We start from the raw sequence: 14,907 nt of genomic DNA, 5'->3' as shown, positions 1-14,907 counted from the left end.
CGTGACACCAGGAGCCGTGTCGGCGCCACCTGTGTTGTGTGGCAGCGTTGGGTGGTACAGGATCGGCGCGGATCGTCGTGGCGGACGCGGTACGGACAGGGCCGGGCGGGGCGCGGGGGGCGCGGTGACCGGACGACCCGGTCGGGGCGGCCGTGGCGGCGGGGAACGGAGCGAGGAGGCGTCGTGACCGGATGGAGGGGGGCGGCCCGGTGACCGGGTCGTCCGTCGTACCCGCGCCCTCGTACCCGCACGGAGGGCTCGGCCGGCACGCCAAGCTGCCGCCCCGGGAGCGGCTCCGGGTGCTGCTCATCGAGGACGACGACGCCGACGCCTTCCTGGTCGGCGAGCTGCTGGCCGAGACCGGCGACGGCATCGAGCTGCTCGTGGCGAACAGCCTCAACGCCGCGCGGGCGCAGATCTCCGGCGTCGACTGCGTACTGCTCGACCTCGGCCTGCCGGACGCGCAGGGCCTGGACGGGCTCCGCCAGGTGCTCGACATGGCCAGCGGCGCCGCCGTCTGCGTGCTCACCGGCCGCTCCGACGAGCACCTCGGCATCGGCGCGGTCGCCGAGGGCGCCCAGGACTACCTGGTCAAGGGCCAGGTCGACGGTGTGCTCCTGGCCCGGTCGCTGCGTTACGCGGTGGAGCGCAAGCGGGCCGACGAGAACACCCGGCGGCTGCGCGAGGTCGAGCTGCGCCAGGCCGAGTCGGCCCGGCTGGAACGCGGCCTGCTGCCTCAGCCGTTGATCGACACGAGGCTGCTCCAGGTGCACCCGTTCTATCGGCCCGGCCGGCACGAGGCGCTGATCGGCGGCGACTTCTACGACGTGGTGCAGACCAGCCCGGACCGGGTCGACCTGATCGTCGGCGACGTCTGCGGGCACGGCGTGGACGAGGCCGCGCTCGGCGTCGAACTCCGGGTCGCCTGGCGGGCCCTGGTGCTGGCGGGAGTTCCCGACGACCAGGTGCTGCCGGCGCTGGAGCAGGTGCTGATGAGCGAGCGGTCGGCCCGGGAGATCTTCGCCACCGTCGCCGCCGTCCGGTTGGACCTGGCCGGCAACCGGGCCACCGTCCGGTTGGCCGGGCATCCGCCGCCGCTGCTGCTGGCCGGCGGCCGGGTGGTGCCGGTGCCGGCACCGTACGGGCTGCTGCTCGGCGTGAAGCCCCGGCCGCCGGTCGCACACGAACTGCGTTTCGACACCGAGGACTGGTCACTGTTGATGTACACCGATGGGCTGATCGAGGGTCGGATCGACGACGGCGACGACCGGCTTGACGTGCCAGGGTTGCGCCGGTTGGTGGCCGATCCGCGCACCCGTGACGTGGGCCTGCCGGAGCTGCCCGGCTGGCTGGTGGGGCGGGCCGAGGAGCACAACGGCGGCCCGCTCGCCGACGACGTGGCGATGCTGCTGGTCAGCCGGGGGGAGGGGCGGTGAGGTCACCGTCGAGGTGGACGCTGCACCGCCGGGTCACCGCGCTCTGCGTGATCGTCGGCCTGGTGCTCGGCCTGCTGGCCGCCGGTGCGGCGGTGGTCGCCACCGACAACCGGCAACACCTGGACACCCTGCTGACCAAGACCGGTCCGCTGCGCACCGACGGCCAGGCGCTGCTCAGCGCCCTGGTGGACCAGCAGGCCGGGGTACGCGGCTACGCGGTCACCGCCAACGACGCCGACCTGGCGCCGTACCGGGAGGGACTGCGGCGGGAGACGGCGCTGATCGCCTCGATGGACGCCCTCCTCGGCGACCAGCCGGAGATCCGTCGCGAGCTGCACACCGTGCGCGACCATGCCCGGCAGTGGCGGGAGACGGTGGCCGAGCCGGCGATCGAGCTGACCGCGGACAGCGGCCCGGAGGCGGCGCAGCAGTTCCTGACCACCCAGACCGGCGTTCGGTTCACCGAGCTGCGCGGCGAGGTCGAGGCGTTGCAGGGGTCGATCCTCGAACTGCGCAACAGCGTCGCGGAGAACGCCCGGCGGACCGGCAACGCCCTGGTGCTGCTGCTGGTGCTGGCCGCGATCGTGGTGCTGCTGGCCGGGCTGGCCCTGCTGACCTCGCTGAACCGGCTGGTGATCGGTCCGGTCACCACGCTGGCCGCCCAGGTGCGGGAGGTGGCCGGCGGGGCGTACCAGCGGGAGATCGAGCAGGTCGGGCCGCCGGAACTTGCCGCGCTGGCCGGTGACGTCGACGGGATGCGCCGCCGGATCGCCGACGACCTGGCCGAGGTGCGGCAGGCCCGCGAACGCATCGAGTGGGTGAACAGCCAGCTGGAGAAGCAGGCCGAGGAACTGGTCCGGTCCAACCGTGACCTGGAGCAGTTCGCCTACGTCGCCTCGCACGACCTCCAGGAGCCGCTGCGCAAGGTGGCCAGCTTCTGCCAGCTGCTGCAACGCCGGTACGCGGGCAAGCTCGACGAGCGGGCCGACCAGTACATCGCGTTCGCGGTGGACGGGGCGCAGCGGATGCAGCGGTTGATCAACGACCTGCTGGCCTTCTCCCGGATCGGCCGGATCACCAGCGGCTTCGGCGACGTGGACCTGAACGCGGTGATGACCGAGGTCGCCGGGCAGACCGAGAACACCCGGCGGTACGTCGGCGGCGAACTCACCTGGTCGGAGCTGCCGGTGATCCGGGGCGAGGAGACGCTGCTGATCAACCTGCTGGCGAACCTGGTCGGCAACTCGCTCAAGTTCCGCCGCCCGGACGTGCCGCCTAAGGTGCACGTCTCGGCCCGGCGGGTCGGCGACGAGTGGGAGATCAGCTGCCAGGACAACGGGATCGGCATCGAGCCCGAGTTCGCGGACAAGATCTTCGTGATCTTCCAGCGACTGCATGCCAAGGACGCCTATCCGGGTACCGGCATCGGGCTGGCCATCGTGAAGAAGATCGTCGAGTACCACGGCGGCCGGGTCTGGGTGGAGCCCGGCGCGGTGGCCGAGGGCACGATGATCCGGTTCACCCTGCCGGTACCACCGGAACTGCGGGAGTCCGCCGCACCGGCCGAAGCCGGCGGGGCGGAGGCCGGCGGGGCGGAGGCCGGCGGGGCGGAGGCCACCGCACCGGCGGTGCCGGCACAGGCCGTCGAGTCGGGGACCGCCGGCTCGGGCAGCGCCGGCTCGGCGGGCACCGGGCCGGGGAGCGCCGACTCGCCGGGCGCCGGGTCGGGGAGTGGTGACTCGCCGGGCGCCGGGTCGGGGAGTGGTGACTCGCCGGGCGCCGGGTCGGGGAGTGGTGACTCGGCGGGCGCCGGGTCGACGGGCGCGGACCCGGCGGACGGGGGCGGTGCGGACGAGGCCGACGCCACACCGCCGGGGAAGTCGGCCCGGCCGGCCGGCGACATGAAGCACACTGTCTGACGGACTAGTGGATCCGGCTTGCGCGATGGGCGGATCGAGGAGGAGAGGCTGATGACGGCACCGGCGGACGGCAAGAGCCCGATCGAGGTGCTGCTGGTCGAGGACGATCCGGGCGACGTGCTGATGACGCAGGAGGCGTTCGAGGAGCACAAGCTGCGCAACCGGCTCACGGTGGTCTCCGACGGCGCGGCCGCCCTGGCGTACCTGCGCCGGGAGGGCGAGTACGCCGACGCCGTACCGCCGGACCTGATCCTGCTCGACCTCAACCTGCCCCGCCGGGACGGCCGGGAGGTGCTGGCCGAGATCAAGCGGGACGAACAGCTCTGCCGGATTCCGGTGGTGGTGCTGACCACCTCGCAGGCCGACGAGGACATCCTGCGCAGCTACCAGTTGCACGCGAACGCCTACGTGACCAAGCCTGTCGACTTCGAGCGCTTCATCTCGGTGGTCCGGCAGATCGACGAGTTCTTCGTCAGTGTCGTGAAGCTTCCGCCGCGTGGCTGATTCCGAGGCGCGGCTCGTCGAGGAGGTCGGCGCGCTGCTGCGCCGGGCCGCCGCCGACGCCATCCTGCCGATGTTCCGGCACCTGACCGTCGCCGACGTCGCGGAGAAGGCGCCCGGCGAGGTGGTGACGGTGGCCGACCGCCGGGCCGAGGAACTGATCGCCGCCGAGCTGCGCCGGCTCCGGCCGGACTCCGAGGTGGTCGGCGAGGAGGGCGTGGCCGACGATCCGGCGGTACTCGACCGGCTCGCCGGGCCGGCCGAGGTGTGGCTTGTCGACCCGCTGGACGGTACGGCGAACTTCGCCGCCGGCCGGCAGCCGTTCGCGGTGATGGCGGCGCTGCGCCGGGGCGGGCGTACCGAGGCGGCCTGGATCCTCGACCCGATCGCGGACCGCATGCTGGTGGCCACGGCCGGTAACGGGGCGTACCGGGACGGCGAGCCGGTGCGGACCACCGTCGAGCCGCTCGCCGCCGGGACGCTGCGCGGCGTGGTGGCCACCCGCTTCCTGCCGGCGGAGCTGCGGCGCCGGGTGGCCGCCGGTGCGGACCGGATCGGCGCGGTACTTCCGGGACAGCACTGTGCTGGCCAGGAATATGCCGATATTGTGGACAATCGACAGCAGTTCGCAATCTTCTGGCGCACCCTGCCCTGGGACCACGTCCCCGGAGCGTTGCTCGTCGAGGCGGCCGGCGGGGTGGTCCGGCGACTCGACGGCAGCCCGTACGACCCGACCGACGGCCGCGCCGGACTGCTGGTAGCCGTCAACGAGTCGGTCTGGGACACCGTGCACGCCGCCCTGCTGGCCACCGCCTGAGCGGCCTCCGGAAGCCGTGCGCCGTCCCGAGCGGAACAACACGGCAAAAGTCGATTTACCGGCAACCTTCCGTTTCCCTGTGATATTGCGGCCACCCGTAGCCGGGCCGACAGCGCGGCCGGCTTCCGGTAGGCTGACCGGCGGTCTCCGCCAGGTGGCGCCGTAGAGGGTGCCGGTGGGGACCGCCGCCGAGTGGTCAGTGTGGACCCTTCGGGGTCGGCGGCCTACGGAAGGAACGGCTTTCGTGCGCACAACGGCCATCGCCCGGCTGCACAGTTCCGGCCGGTCTACCGCCCGGCTGCACAGTTCCGGCCGGTCTACCGCCCGGCTGCACCGTCCCGGCCGGTGCACCGCGCTGCTCGTGGTCGCCGCGGTCCTCGCCGGAGCCCCCGCGCTGCTGGTTCCCACGGCCGGCGCTCCGGCCTCCGCCGCACCCAGCTCCCCCGGTGACGAGGGTGGCACTAAGAAGCTCCGGGACGCCCTGGAGTCCGCCTCCCGGGGGCACATCGAGGCGACCGCCAAACTGAACAGCTCCAAGAAGCGGCAGAGCCAGCTCGGCACGCAGCTCAAGGAGCTGGAGACGCGGATCGCCACGCTGACCCAGGAGGTCGGGGTGATCGCCGCCGAGACCTACCGCCGGGGCCGGCTCACCCCGGTGTCGGCCCTGCTCAACAGCGCCTCGCCGCAGTCGTTCCTGGAGCGGGCCGCCGGGCTGGAGATGATCGCCCAGCGCGACGACAAGCAGCTCCGCGAGCTGGCCGACTCGCTGGACCAGGCGACCAGGGCGAAGAACGCGATCGACGCCGAGGTGCGCGAGCAGCAGCGACAGGTCGAGATCATCGCCAAGAAGAAGAAGGACGCCGAGCGGGCGCTGGCCTCCGTCGGCGGCAACCCGTCGGGCGGCCTGATCAGCGCCAACTCGCCGCTGGCCAAGCCCGCCCCGCGCAACTCCGACGGCTCCTGGCCCAAGGAGTCCTGCTCCATCGACGACCCGACCACCAACGGGTGCATCACGCCGCGCACCCTGCACGCACTCAACCAGGCCAAGGCGAACGGCTACAAGCGGCACACCTCCTGCCACCGCGACGGCGGCGGGGGCGAGCATCCCAAGGGACGCGCCTGCGACTTCTCGGCCGCGGCCGGCGGCTTCCGGAACGTCGACGCGACCGGCGGCGACCGGACGTACGGCAACAACGTCGCCGCGTTCTACGTCAAGAACGCCAGCCGGCTCGGTGTGCTCTACGTGATCTGGTACCGGCAGATCTGGATGCCCGGCAACGGGTGGCGGGCGTACAACGGCAACGGCGACCCGGCCTCGGACCACACGAACCACGTTCACCTGTCGATGTTGTAGCCCGGAGCCGCCGGCGGGGTGCGTACCATCGCTGCGATGGACTCTTCACCACCTGAGCTGGCGGACGGCGCCGCCGTCGCGGACGGGACCGCCCGGCCCGCACCCCGGGCACTGCCGCCCGGCCTCGCGGCCACCCTGGTCTTCGTCGCCAGCGGTGCCGTACTCGTCCTGGAGACGGCGTCGCTGCGGCTGGTCGGCCCGTATGTCGGGGTCACCCTCCAGGTCACCAGCTCGGTGATCGGGGTGGCGCTGGCCGCCATCGCGTACGGCGCCTGGACCGGTGGCTGGCTCGCCGACCGCCGGGACCCGCGCCGGCTGCTCGCCCCGGCCCTCGTGCTGGCCGGCATCTGCACCGCGCTGACCCTGCCGATCGTCAGGTACGCCGGCGAGGTGCTGCGCGGCGGAGCCGCCGTCGGCATCCTGCTGCTCACCGCGCTGGCGATCTTCCTGCCGGCCGCCCTGCTCGCCGCGATCACCCCGTTGGTGGTGAAGCTGCAACTCGGTGACCTGCGGCAGACCGGCCAGGTGGTCGGGCGGCTCTCCAGCATCGGCACCCTCGGCGCGATCACCGCCACCCTGGGCACCGGGTTCGTGCTCGTCGCCGCCCTGCCGAGTACCGCGATCATCCTCGGCCTGGCGGTCCTGCTCGGGCTGACCGGCCTGGCGCTCGCCGTCTACCTGCGCCGGCAGGCCCCCGGGGTACTGCCGAAGCCGTCCCGGGTCACCGCCGCCGCGGCCGTGCTCGGGCTGGTCGGTGCCTCGCTCAGCGCGGTCGCGCCGACGCCGTGCGACGTGGAGACGGCGTACCACTGTGCCTCGGTCGAGCCGGATCCGGACAACTCCACCGGCCGGCTGCTGGTGCTCAACTCGGCCTGGCACTCCTATGTGGACCTGGCCGACCCGGGGCACCTGGAGTTCGAGTACACCAAGTGGATCGGGGCGGTGGCCGACGTGATGGCCCCGGCCGGGGCTCCGCTACAGGCGGTGCACCTCGGCGGCGGCGGCTTCACCATGCCCCGCTACCTGACCGAGACCCGGCCCGGCAGCCGGAACGAGGTCTACGAGATCGACGGCGAACTGGTCGAGCTGGGCCGCCGCGAGCTGGACGTGCGGACCGGCCCGGACCTGCGCGCCCGGGTCGGCGACGCCCGGATGCTGATCGGGGAGCGGGCCGCCGGCAGCGCCGACCTGGTGGTCGGGGACGCCTTCGGGCACCTGGTGGTGCCCTGGCACCTTGCCACCCGGGAGATGGCCGCCGAGGTACGCCGGGTGATCCGCCCCGGCGGCATCTACGCGCAGAACGTCATCGACCGTCCGCCGCTGCGCTTCATCCGGTCCGAGGTGGCCACGGTGGCGGCCGAGTTCCCGCACGTCGCACTGGTCGCGCCGCCGGCCGCGCTGGCCGGCTCGCAGGGCGCCAACTTCGTGATCCTCGCCTCCGACCGGCCACTGCCGCTGGAGGCGGTGGAGGAACGCCTGGTCACTTCGGTGAACGCACCGGTCACCGTCGTCTCCGGCGCCGACCTCGACGCCTTCGTCGACGACGCGATCGTGCTCACCGACGAGTACGCCCCGGTCGACCAGCTCCTCGCCACCGCCTGAACCCCTGCCTGAGCCCGGGGCAGAGGGGCGGCGGAGGACAGGTCGGGTCCGGCGTCCGGGCGACCGATCCGAGAAGAAACGATCCCGACAGGTGTAATTCGGTCCGGTACCGGCAAAGAGATCTCCATGACCGGGCAGGGCTGGTGGGGCGGAGCACAGCGGTACGGCGCGGAGCTGATCGGTGCCCGCTACCGGCTGATCGAGGAACTCGGCGAGGGCGGCATGTCGGTGGTCTGGCGTGGCCACGACGAGGTGCTGGGCCGACCGGTGGCGGTGAAGATGCTCGCCCCGAAGCTCAGCACCGACCGGGCGTTCCGGCACCGGCTCCGCACCGAGGCCCGGGCCGCCGCCCGACTCTGTCACCCGCACATCACCGGCGTCTACGACTACGGCGAGTCGGTCCGGTACGGCCGGACCGTGCCGTACGTGGTGATGGAGCTGGTCGACGGCGAGACGCTGGCGAGCTGGCTCGACCGGGAGGGCCCGCTGCCCTGGTGGCACGGCGTGGTGCTCGGCGCCCAGGTCGCCGCCGCGCTGGCCGCCGCGCACGCCCGGGGAGTGGTGCACCGCGACATCACCCCCGGAAACGTGATGCTGACCCCGATGGGTGCCAAGGTCCTCGACTTCGGGATCTCGGCGCTGGTCGGCGAGCGGGACGGCGACGAGGACGGGCTCTACGGCACGCCCGCGTACGTCGCCCCGGAGCGGCTCGCCCAGGGCGACGTCTGCCCCGCCACCGACGTGTACGCCCTCGGCCTGCTGCTCTACCGGGCGCTGACCGGCCGGATGCCGTGGCGGACGTCGACGCGTACCCAGACGTTGCGGGCGCACCTCTACGCCGAGCCGGCGCCGATGCCACCGGTCTCCGGGCTGCCGGACGAGGTGACGGAACTCGTCACCCGCTGCCTGGCGAAGGCGCCGGAGGAGCGGCCGCAGAGCGGCGAACTGGCCCGTACCCTGGCCCGGGCGGCCGGGGTGGTGCTGCCGGTCACCGCCGGGACGGTGCTCGCCGCGTCGTCGCAGCAGGCCGGTCCGGACGACCCGGAGCCGGCCGAGGGACGTCCGGCGGTGTCGGCGCACGGCGAGACCGCGATGCTGCCCCGCCCGGCGACCGACCCGCTGCCGCTGCCCGCCCGGCGCGGCTGGCCGCCGGCCTGGCTCGGCCGGCCCACGACGCGGCTCGGCAACCGGATCCGGGTCGCGGCGGTCGGAGTCGGCCTGCTGGCGGTGAGCGGGGCGGTCTGGGCGGGTGCCGGCGGCGGCTCCGCACCGGCCGGCGGGGCGGACACGCCGACGAACCTGGCGATGGGTGGCACCGCGGCGTGCCGGGTCGACTACGTACTCCGCGCGGACACCGGCCGGTCGTTCCAGGCCGAACTCACGGTCACCAACCTCGGCGCCAGGGCTCTACGGGACTGGACGCTGCGGTTCGCCTTCCCGGCCGAGCAGGTGCTCACCCGCGAGCCGTCGCCGGGCTCCCGCCAGCAGGGCCGGGACGTGCTGCTCCGGCCCGCCGACGGCGCCGGGTCGGCCCTGCCGGCCGGCGGGGCGGTCCGGTTCGGTCTGGTCGGCGAGCACGACGGCAGCAACCCGCTGCCCGTCGAGTTCCGGCTCGGCGAGCACGCCTGCGCGGCCCGGGTCTCCAGCGTCCCCGGTGAGACCGGCGGTACGGCGGCCGGTGACCCGATCGGTGCGGTGGCACCGGCGACCGCGCCGGACCAGCCCGCCGCGCCGGCCGACCCGCCGCGCACCGGCTCCGGCGGCAAGCCGGCCAAGGGCGCGGCGCCGGAGAAGGCACCGAAGGAGAAGGCGCCGAAGGGCAGGGGTCCGGACAAGCCGGCCGAGGGCAGGGGCCCGAAGCCGGGTTAGCGGCTCTGCTGCCCTTCCACGCTGGCGCGGTGTCGCCGTCGACACCCCCTCACCGGGTGAGAGCCGCCAGGTGTTCGGAAGCGGCTGCCACGAAGGCGTCCCTGTCGTCCGCGTACAGGCGGACCCGGGTCGTCGGTTCGCTCGGCCCCTTCGGCAGGTGCACCGAGGACGGTTCGCGCAGGGTGATGTCGACGCTCGTCTGCCCACCCGTACCCAGGTTGACGACCGGTCCGTCGCCGTCCTGCTCGACCTGCACGGCCCTGCTCGACGGCAGCGACCGGTACCGCCCGTGTACGGCCGCGATTTCCGTCCACGGGATCGTCACGTCCACACCGATCCCGTTGCGTATCCGGATGCCGGTGTCACCCAGCTCGTGCGGGTGCAGTCGCAGCATCGCGAGGAGACCGAGCATCCAGATCAGGCCGTAGACGCCGAGCCCGAGCACGATCCACCGCGCCGGTGACCACGGCACCAGCCGGCTCACGACGAGGTCGAAGATGGGAATCTCCACCGCTGACAGCACGATGAAGGTGACGAGGATCGGCTTGACCGCCCCCAGATAGCTGAACGTCCGGGTGCCCGGTGGATACGACGGCGGCCGGCGCAGCACCCAGCGAAACAGGCTGCTCCACATCGCCGCCTCGTACGCGGTGGCGGTACGCGCCAGCCTCATCGCGTGCTCCGGCGGTATGCGGCCAGCGCCAGCGGAGCGAACACGACGACGAAGGTGACCATGAGCACGCGCGCCCTGCTGACCAGGCTCGCGGCCAGGTCGATCCGGCGCCGCATGCCGCCCGGGTACGTCCTGACCCGTTGCCGGCCGGCGTCGACGGCGAGGTCGACGCCGGCCGGCGCAGTGCGGTTTCCGTACCGTTTGACCAGTCCGTACGCCTCGATCATCACCCCTCCAGCGCGCTTTGCGTTACGACTGCAATGTAACCCGATTACATGTCGACCGCAATGTGAAATCATCGGGGCCATGCCGAAGGTGGTCGACCATCACGAACGGCGCAGGCTCATCGCCGACGCCCTGCTGCGGGTCGCGGCCCGACACGGCCTGGAAGGTGTCAGCCTGCGACACGTCGCCACCGAGGCGGGCGTCACGTCGGGCATGGTGCAGCACTACTTCCGCACCAAGGACGAGATGATGCAGTTCGCGCTCGGCGTGGTGCGGGAGCGCAACGAGGCCCGAATCACCGAGGCGGTCAGCCGGCTGGGGCCGGACCCCGCACCACGCGACCTCCTCCGTGCGGTACTGGCCGGGCTCCTCCCGCTCGACGACGCCAGCCGCGCCGACGGCCTGGTGGCGCTCGCCTTCCTCGCCTACGCGGCGCTGCGCCCCGAGGCTGGCGCGGCACTGCGTAGGGACACGCCACTGATGGCCGCCTATCTCGCCGACCAGATCCGGCGGGCGCGCACGGCCGGCGTGGCGCGCACCGACCTGGACCCGGAGACGGCAGCGGTCGGCCTGCTGGCGGTCACCGAAGGGCTGGGCATGTTCCTGCTGACCGCGCAAACCACCCCGGAGAACGCCCTGAAGGCCCTGGACGCCCAGCTGACGCTGGTCTTCTCGGCCGTCTGACAGGGCTCCGGAACGAGACCGATCCTGGCTGCGCCGGCCACCCACCGGCGGTTACTTATGGGTTTCCGCCACATAGCACGTGCGTGACGTCACTTCTACGGTGGGCCGACGATGCTTCTCCAACTTCACCCTCGTGGAGCGATGATGACGGTCCGGACGACACGGCGGCGGGTACTTGTCAGCGCCGCCACGCTGCTGGTGGGGGCGCTCGCCACGACAGCCTGCGGCAGCCCGCAGCAGACCGCGGACGGCGGCGGCGAGGGCACCGCGCCGGTGAAGGTCGGTCTGGTCTACTCCCAGTCCGGGGCGCTGGCCAGCTACGGCAAGCAGTACATCGAAGGTTTCCGGGCCGGGCTGGCGTACGCCACCGACGGCACCAACAGGATCGGCGACCGTCCGGTCGAGGTGACCGAGGTCGACGACGCGGGTGATCCCGCCAAGGCGGTCTCGGCGGCGAAGGACCTGATCGGCAAGGGCCACAAGATCCTCGCCGGCTCCACCGCCTCCGGCGTCGCCCTCCAGGTCGCCCCGATCGCCGCGCAGAACAAGGTGCTCTTCGTCTCCGGGCCGGCCGCCACCGACGGCGCGACCGGGGTCAACAAGTACACCTTCCGGTCCGGGCGGCAGTCGTACCAGGACGTGATGACCGCGAAGTCCTTCATCGGCGACGCCGCCGGCAAGAAGGTCGTGGTCTTCGCCCAGGACAGCGCGTTCGGCAAGAGCAACGAGGCGGCCGTCAAGGCGGTGATCGGCGGCGCCGGTGCCACGGTGAGCAGCGTGCTCGCCCCGGCCAGCGCCACCGACTTCACCCCGTTCGCCAGCCAGCTGACCGCCGCCAAGCCGGACCTGCTCTTCGTCGCCTGGGCCGGCACCACCGCCCCGGCGATGTGGCAGACCCTGGACCAGCAGGGCGTGCTCGGCTCCACCACCGTGGTCACCGGGCTGGACATCCGGGCCTCCTGGCCGACCTTCGGGGCGGCCGGCACCAAGATCTCCTTCCTGTCGCACTTCTTCGACGGCGCCGCCGACAACCCGGCCGCGCAGGCCGCCAAGCAGGCCGTACCCGGCGGCACGCTGGACCTGTTCCACCCGGACGGCTTCGCCGCGGCCCAGATGATCGTCCGGGCCGTCCAGGAAGGCGGCGACGACGTCGACAGGATGGTCACCGCCCTGGAGGGCTGGAGCTTCGACGGGGTCAAGGGCAGGATGACGGTCCGGGCCGAGGACCACGCACTGCTCCAGCCGATGTTCCAGGCCCGGCTGAGCGGCAGCGGCGACGCGATCACGGCGGAGTCGCAGAAGGTGCTCACCCCGGACGAGACGGCGCCGCCGGCCGCGGCGATGAAGGGCTGAGGTGTGCTCGCCACCCGCGACCTGACCTGGCGGATCGGCGAGGTCGCCATCGTCGACGGCGTCGACCTGGAACTGGCACCCGGGGAGTTCCTCGGCGTCATCGGCCCGAACGGCGCCGGCAAGACCTCGCTGTTCAACCTGGTCTCCGGGCTGCGCCGGCCGACCGCCGGCCAGGTGCTGCTGGACGGTACGGACATCAGCGCACTGCCGCCGCACCAGCGGGCCCGGCGAGGGCTGGGCCGGACCTTCCAGGCCTCCTCGGTCTTCGGTTCGCTGAGCGTGCGGGAGAACGTCCGGCTGGCCGTGCAGGCGCACCGGGGCGGCTCGATGAAACTGTGGCGGCGGGCGGCTGCCGACCGGGAGGTGGTGGCCGCCGCCGACGCGGCACTGGACCGGGTCGGCCTGGCCCACCGGGCCGAAGCGCTGGCCGGCACCCTCGCACACGGCGAGAAGCGGAAGCTGGAGATCGCCCTGCTGCTGGCCGGCGAGCCGAGGGTGATGCTGCTCGACGAGCCGATGGCCGGGGTGAGCGCGGAGGACGTACCGGAGCTGGTGGGAGTGATCCGGTCGTTGACCGGCGACAGTGGCCGGGCCGTACTCATGGTGGAACACCACATGGACGTGATCCTCGGGCTCGCCGACCGGATCGCGGTGATGCACCACGGCGCCCTGCTCGCCTGCGACGTCCCGGCGACCGTGATGGCCAACCCGGTGGTCCAGGAGGCATACCTAGGTGAGTCGCTGTGACTGAGAATCCGATCCTCGCGGTCGCCGACCTGTCGGTGCGGATCGCCGGGCTGCACATCCTGCAGGGCGTCTCCTTCGCCGTGGCCCCGAGCGGGGTGACCGTGCTGCTCGGCCGCAACGGGGTCGGCAAGACCACCACGCTGCGGGCGATCCTCGGGCTCACCCCGCGCGGCGGCGAGGTGCGCGGCACCGTGCGGATGGGCGAGCGGTCGCTCACCGGCGAGCCGACCCACCGGCTGGTCCGGGACGGCCTCGGCTACGTACCCGAGGACCGGTGCGTCTTCGCCGGCCTCACCGTCACCGAGAACCTGCGGCTCGCCGAGCGGCGTGGCGACACTCCCGCGTACGACCGGGTCTTCGAACTCTTCCCGGAGCTGAAGCGGCGCGGCCGGCAGCGGGCCGGCTCGCTCTCCGGCGGCCAGCAGCAGATGCTGGCGATCGGCCGGGTGCTGCTCAACGACAACCGGCTGCTGCTTGTCGACGAGCCGACCAAGGGACTGGCGCCGAAGGTGGTCACCGAGGTGGCCGAGGTGCTGGAACGGGTCGCGGCCACCGTGCCGGTGCTGCTCGTCGAACAGAACCTCGCGGTGGTACGCCGGCTGGCCCGCGACGCGGTGGTGCTCGCCGCCGGCCGGGTCGCCTTCACCGGCACCGCCGACGACCTGCTCGGGAAGGCGGAGTTGACCAGATCCCTGCTCGGCGTCGGCGTGGCCGGCGAGCCGCACGGTGCACCCGCCGCCGAGCCGCCCGGCCCGGTTGTCGGCGCGCCTGCCGGCAAGCAACCGGCGACCGACGCCGTTCGGGAGGTGCCGGCCGGATGAGCACGATCGTGCTGCTGACGCTGACCGGGCTGGGCCTGGCCGCGCTCTACTTCCTGGTCGCCTCCGGACTCTCCCTGGTGTTCGGGCTGGCCGACGTGCTCAACTTCGCGCACGGGCTGTTCCTCTCCGTCGGGGCGTACGCCACCTGGTGGGCGGCGGGGAACCTGCCCGGCGCCGGCCCCTCCGGGCTCGGCTTCGTCCTCGCGGTCGCCTTCGGCGTCGTCGCCGGTGCGCTGGTCGGGATGGCCGTCGAACTGGTGATGATCCGGCCGCTCTACTCCCGCACCATCGAGCAGGTACTCGTCACCGTCGGGCTCTCGCTCGCCGGGGTGGCCCTGCTCCAGGCGACCTGGGGCGCGGACCCGCGACCGTTCCCGCGCCCGGACTGGACCCAGCGGGTCACCTCGATCCTCGGTGCCAAGGTGCCGAACTCCGGCCTCCTGCTGGTCGTCGCCGCCGCCCTGGTGCTGGCCGCGCTGCTCGGCTTCCTCCGTTACACCCGCTACGGTCTGGTGATCCGGGCCGGGGTGGAGAACCGGGAGATGGTCACCGCGCTCGGCATCGACGTGCGGAAGGCGTTCACCCTGGTCTTCGCGATCGGCGGGGCGGCTGCCGCGCTGGCCGGTGCGCTCGGCGGGGTCTACTTCGGCTCGGTCTCGCCGAGCCAGGGCGGATCACTGCTGATCTTCGCCTTCATCGTGGTGGTGATCGGCGGGATGGGCTCGGTCGTCGGCTCCGCGTACGCCGCCGTCGCGGTGGGCCTGCTCCAGCAGTTCGTCAACTACTACGGCACCTCCGGGGCCGGGGACATCTGCGTGGTCGCGCTGCTGGCGATCGTGCTGCTGCTCCGCCCGCAGGGCATCGCCGGAAGGGCGGCGACCACATGACCGAGCCGAGCGGGGGAAC

General features: G+C 72.9%; 14 protein-coding genes. 12 read left to right on the top strand and 2 right to left on the bottom strand.

The window, feature by feature from the left end:
• Positions 1-209: 209 nt before the first annotated feature.
• The 7 genes from ACN28A_RS09565 (at position 210) to ACN28A_RS09535 (ending at position 9,498) form a co-directional block, all read left to right on the top strand.
• Positions 210-1,436: a PP2C family protein-serine/threonine phosphatase gene (locus ACN28A_RS09565; protein ID WP_421394228.1), complete on the top strand. Its 1,227-nt coding sequence runs from the start codon at positions 210-212 to the stop codon at positions 1,434-1,436.
• The gene (locus ACN28A_RS09560; protein WP_421394226.1) at positions 1,433-3,355 is read left to right on the top strand and encodes an ATP-binding protein; all 1,923 of its coding nucleotides are present in this window, start codon (positions 1,433-1,435) and stop codon (positions 3,353-3,355) included. Before ACN28A_RS09565 ends, ACN28A_RS09560 begins: the two co-directional genes overlap by 4 nt.
• 51 nt (positions 3,356-3,406) lie before the next feature.
• Positions 3,407-3,859 carry a response regulator gene (locus tag ACN28A_RS09555; RefSeq protein ID WP_421394224.1) on the top strand — a complete coding sequence of 151 codons (453 nt, stop codon included), beginning with the start codon at positions 3,407-3,409 and terminating at the stop codon, positions 3,857-3,859.
• Positions 3,852-4,673 (top strand): inositol monophosphatase family protein, encoded by an 822-nt coding sequence (locus ACN28A_RS09550; protein WP_421394222.1) that lies wholly within the window; start codon positions 3,852-3,854, stop codon positions 4,671-4,673. Before ACN28A_RS09555 ends, ACN28A_RS09550 begins: the two co-directional genes overlap by 8 nt.
• Before the next feature lie 328 nt (positions 4,674-5,001).
• On the top strand, positions 5,002-6,027 hold the full coding sequence (locus tag ACN28A_RS09545; protein WP_421404264.1) for a coiled-coil domain-containing protein: 1,026 nt from the start codon (positions 5,002-5,004) through the stop codon (positions 6,025-6,027).
• Between the two features lie 36 nt (positions 6,028-6,063).
• A complete protein-coding gene (locus ACN28A_RS09540; RefSeq protein ID WP_421394220.1) occupies positions 6,064-7,629 on the top strand; it encodes a fused MFS/spermidine synthase in 1,566 nt (521 codons plus the stop codon).
• Positions 7,630-7,755: 126 nt separating this feature from the next.
• Positions 7,756-9,498 carry a protein kinase domain-containing protein gene (locus ACN28A_RS09535; RefSeq protein WP_421394217.1) on the top strand — a complete coding sequence of 581 codons (1,743 nt, stop codon included), beginning with the start codon at positions 7,756-7,758 and terminating at the stop codon, positions 9,496-9,498.
• Between the two features lie 49 nt (positions 9,499-9,547).
• On the opposite strand, the gene ACN28A_RS09530 is transcribed toward ACN28A_RS09535, so the two are convergent.
• Complete coding sequence (locus ACN28A_RS09530) at positions 9,548-10,171, bottom strand: hypothetical protein (protein ID WP_421394214.1); 624 nt, start codon at positions 10,169-10,171, stop codon at positions 9,548-9,550.
• Positions 10,168-10,398, bottom strand: a complete 231-nt coding sequence (locus ACN28A_RS09525) for a hypothetical protein (RefSeq protein ID WP_421394212.1) — start codon at positions 10,396-10,398, stop codon at positions 10,168-10,170. The genes ACN28A_RS09530 and ACN28A_RS09525 overlap by 4 nt, the downstream gene beginning before the upstream one ends.
• Before the next feature lie 79 nt (positions 10,399-10,477).
• Between ACN28A_RS09525 and ACN28A_RS09520 the strand changes: the two genes are divergently transcribed.
• The 5 genes from ACN28A_RS09520 (at position 10,478) to ACN28A_RS09500 (ending at position 14,888) form a co-directional block, all read left to right on the top strand.
• A complete protein-coding gene (locus ACN28A_RS09520; RefSeq protein WP_421394209.1) occupies positions 10,478-11,080 on the top strand; it encodes a TetR/AcrR family transcriptional regulator in 603 nt (200 codons plus the stop codon).
• A gap of 144 nt (positions 11,081-11,224) precedes the next feature.
• Entirely contained in the window at positions 11,225-12,433 is a 1,209-nt protein-coding gene (locus ACN28A_RS09515) for a substrate-binding domain-containing protein (protein ID WP_421394207.1), read from the top strand.
• 3 nt (positions 12,434-12,436) lie between these two features.
• Entirely contained in the window at positions 12,437-13,180 is a 744-nt protein-coding gene (locus ACN28A_RS09510) for an ABC transporter ATP-binding protein (protein ID WP_421394205.1), read from the top strand.
• The gene (locus ACN28A_RS09505) at positions 13,177-14,001 is read left to right on the top strand and encodes an ABC transporter ATP-binding protein (protein ID WP_421394202.1); all 825 of its coding nucleotides are present in this window, start codon (positions 13,177-13,179) and stop codon (positions 13,999-14,001) included. Before ACN28A_RS09510 ends, ACN28A_RS09505 begins: the two co-directional genes overlap by 4 nt.
• Complete coding sequence (locus tag ACN28A_RS09500; protein ID WP_421394200.1) at positions 13,998-14,888, top strand: branched-chain amino acid ABC transporter permease; 891 nt, start codon at positions 13,998-14,000, stop codon at positions 14,886-14,888. Before ACN28A_RS09505 ends, ACN28A_RS09500 begins: the two co-directional genes overlap by 4 nt.
• Positions 14,889-14,907: the final 19 nt, after the last annotated feature.

The sequence above is a fragment of the Plantactinospora sp. WMMB782 genome, assembly GCF_049179135.1.
Classification (GTDB): Bacteria; Actinomycetota; Actinomycetes; order Mycobacteriales; family Micromonosporaceae; genus Plantactinospora.
The sequence above is the reverse complement of the archived record's forward strand: the minus strand, read 5'-3'. Positions and strand labels throughout refer to the sequence as shown.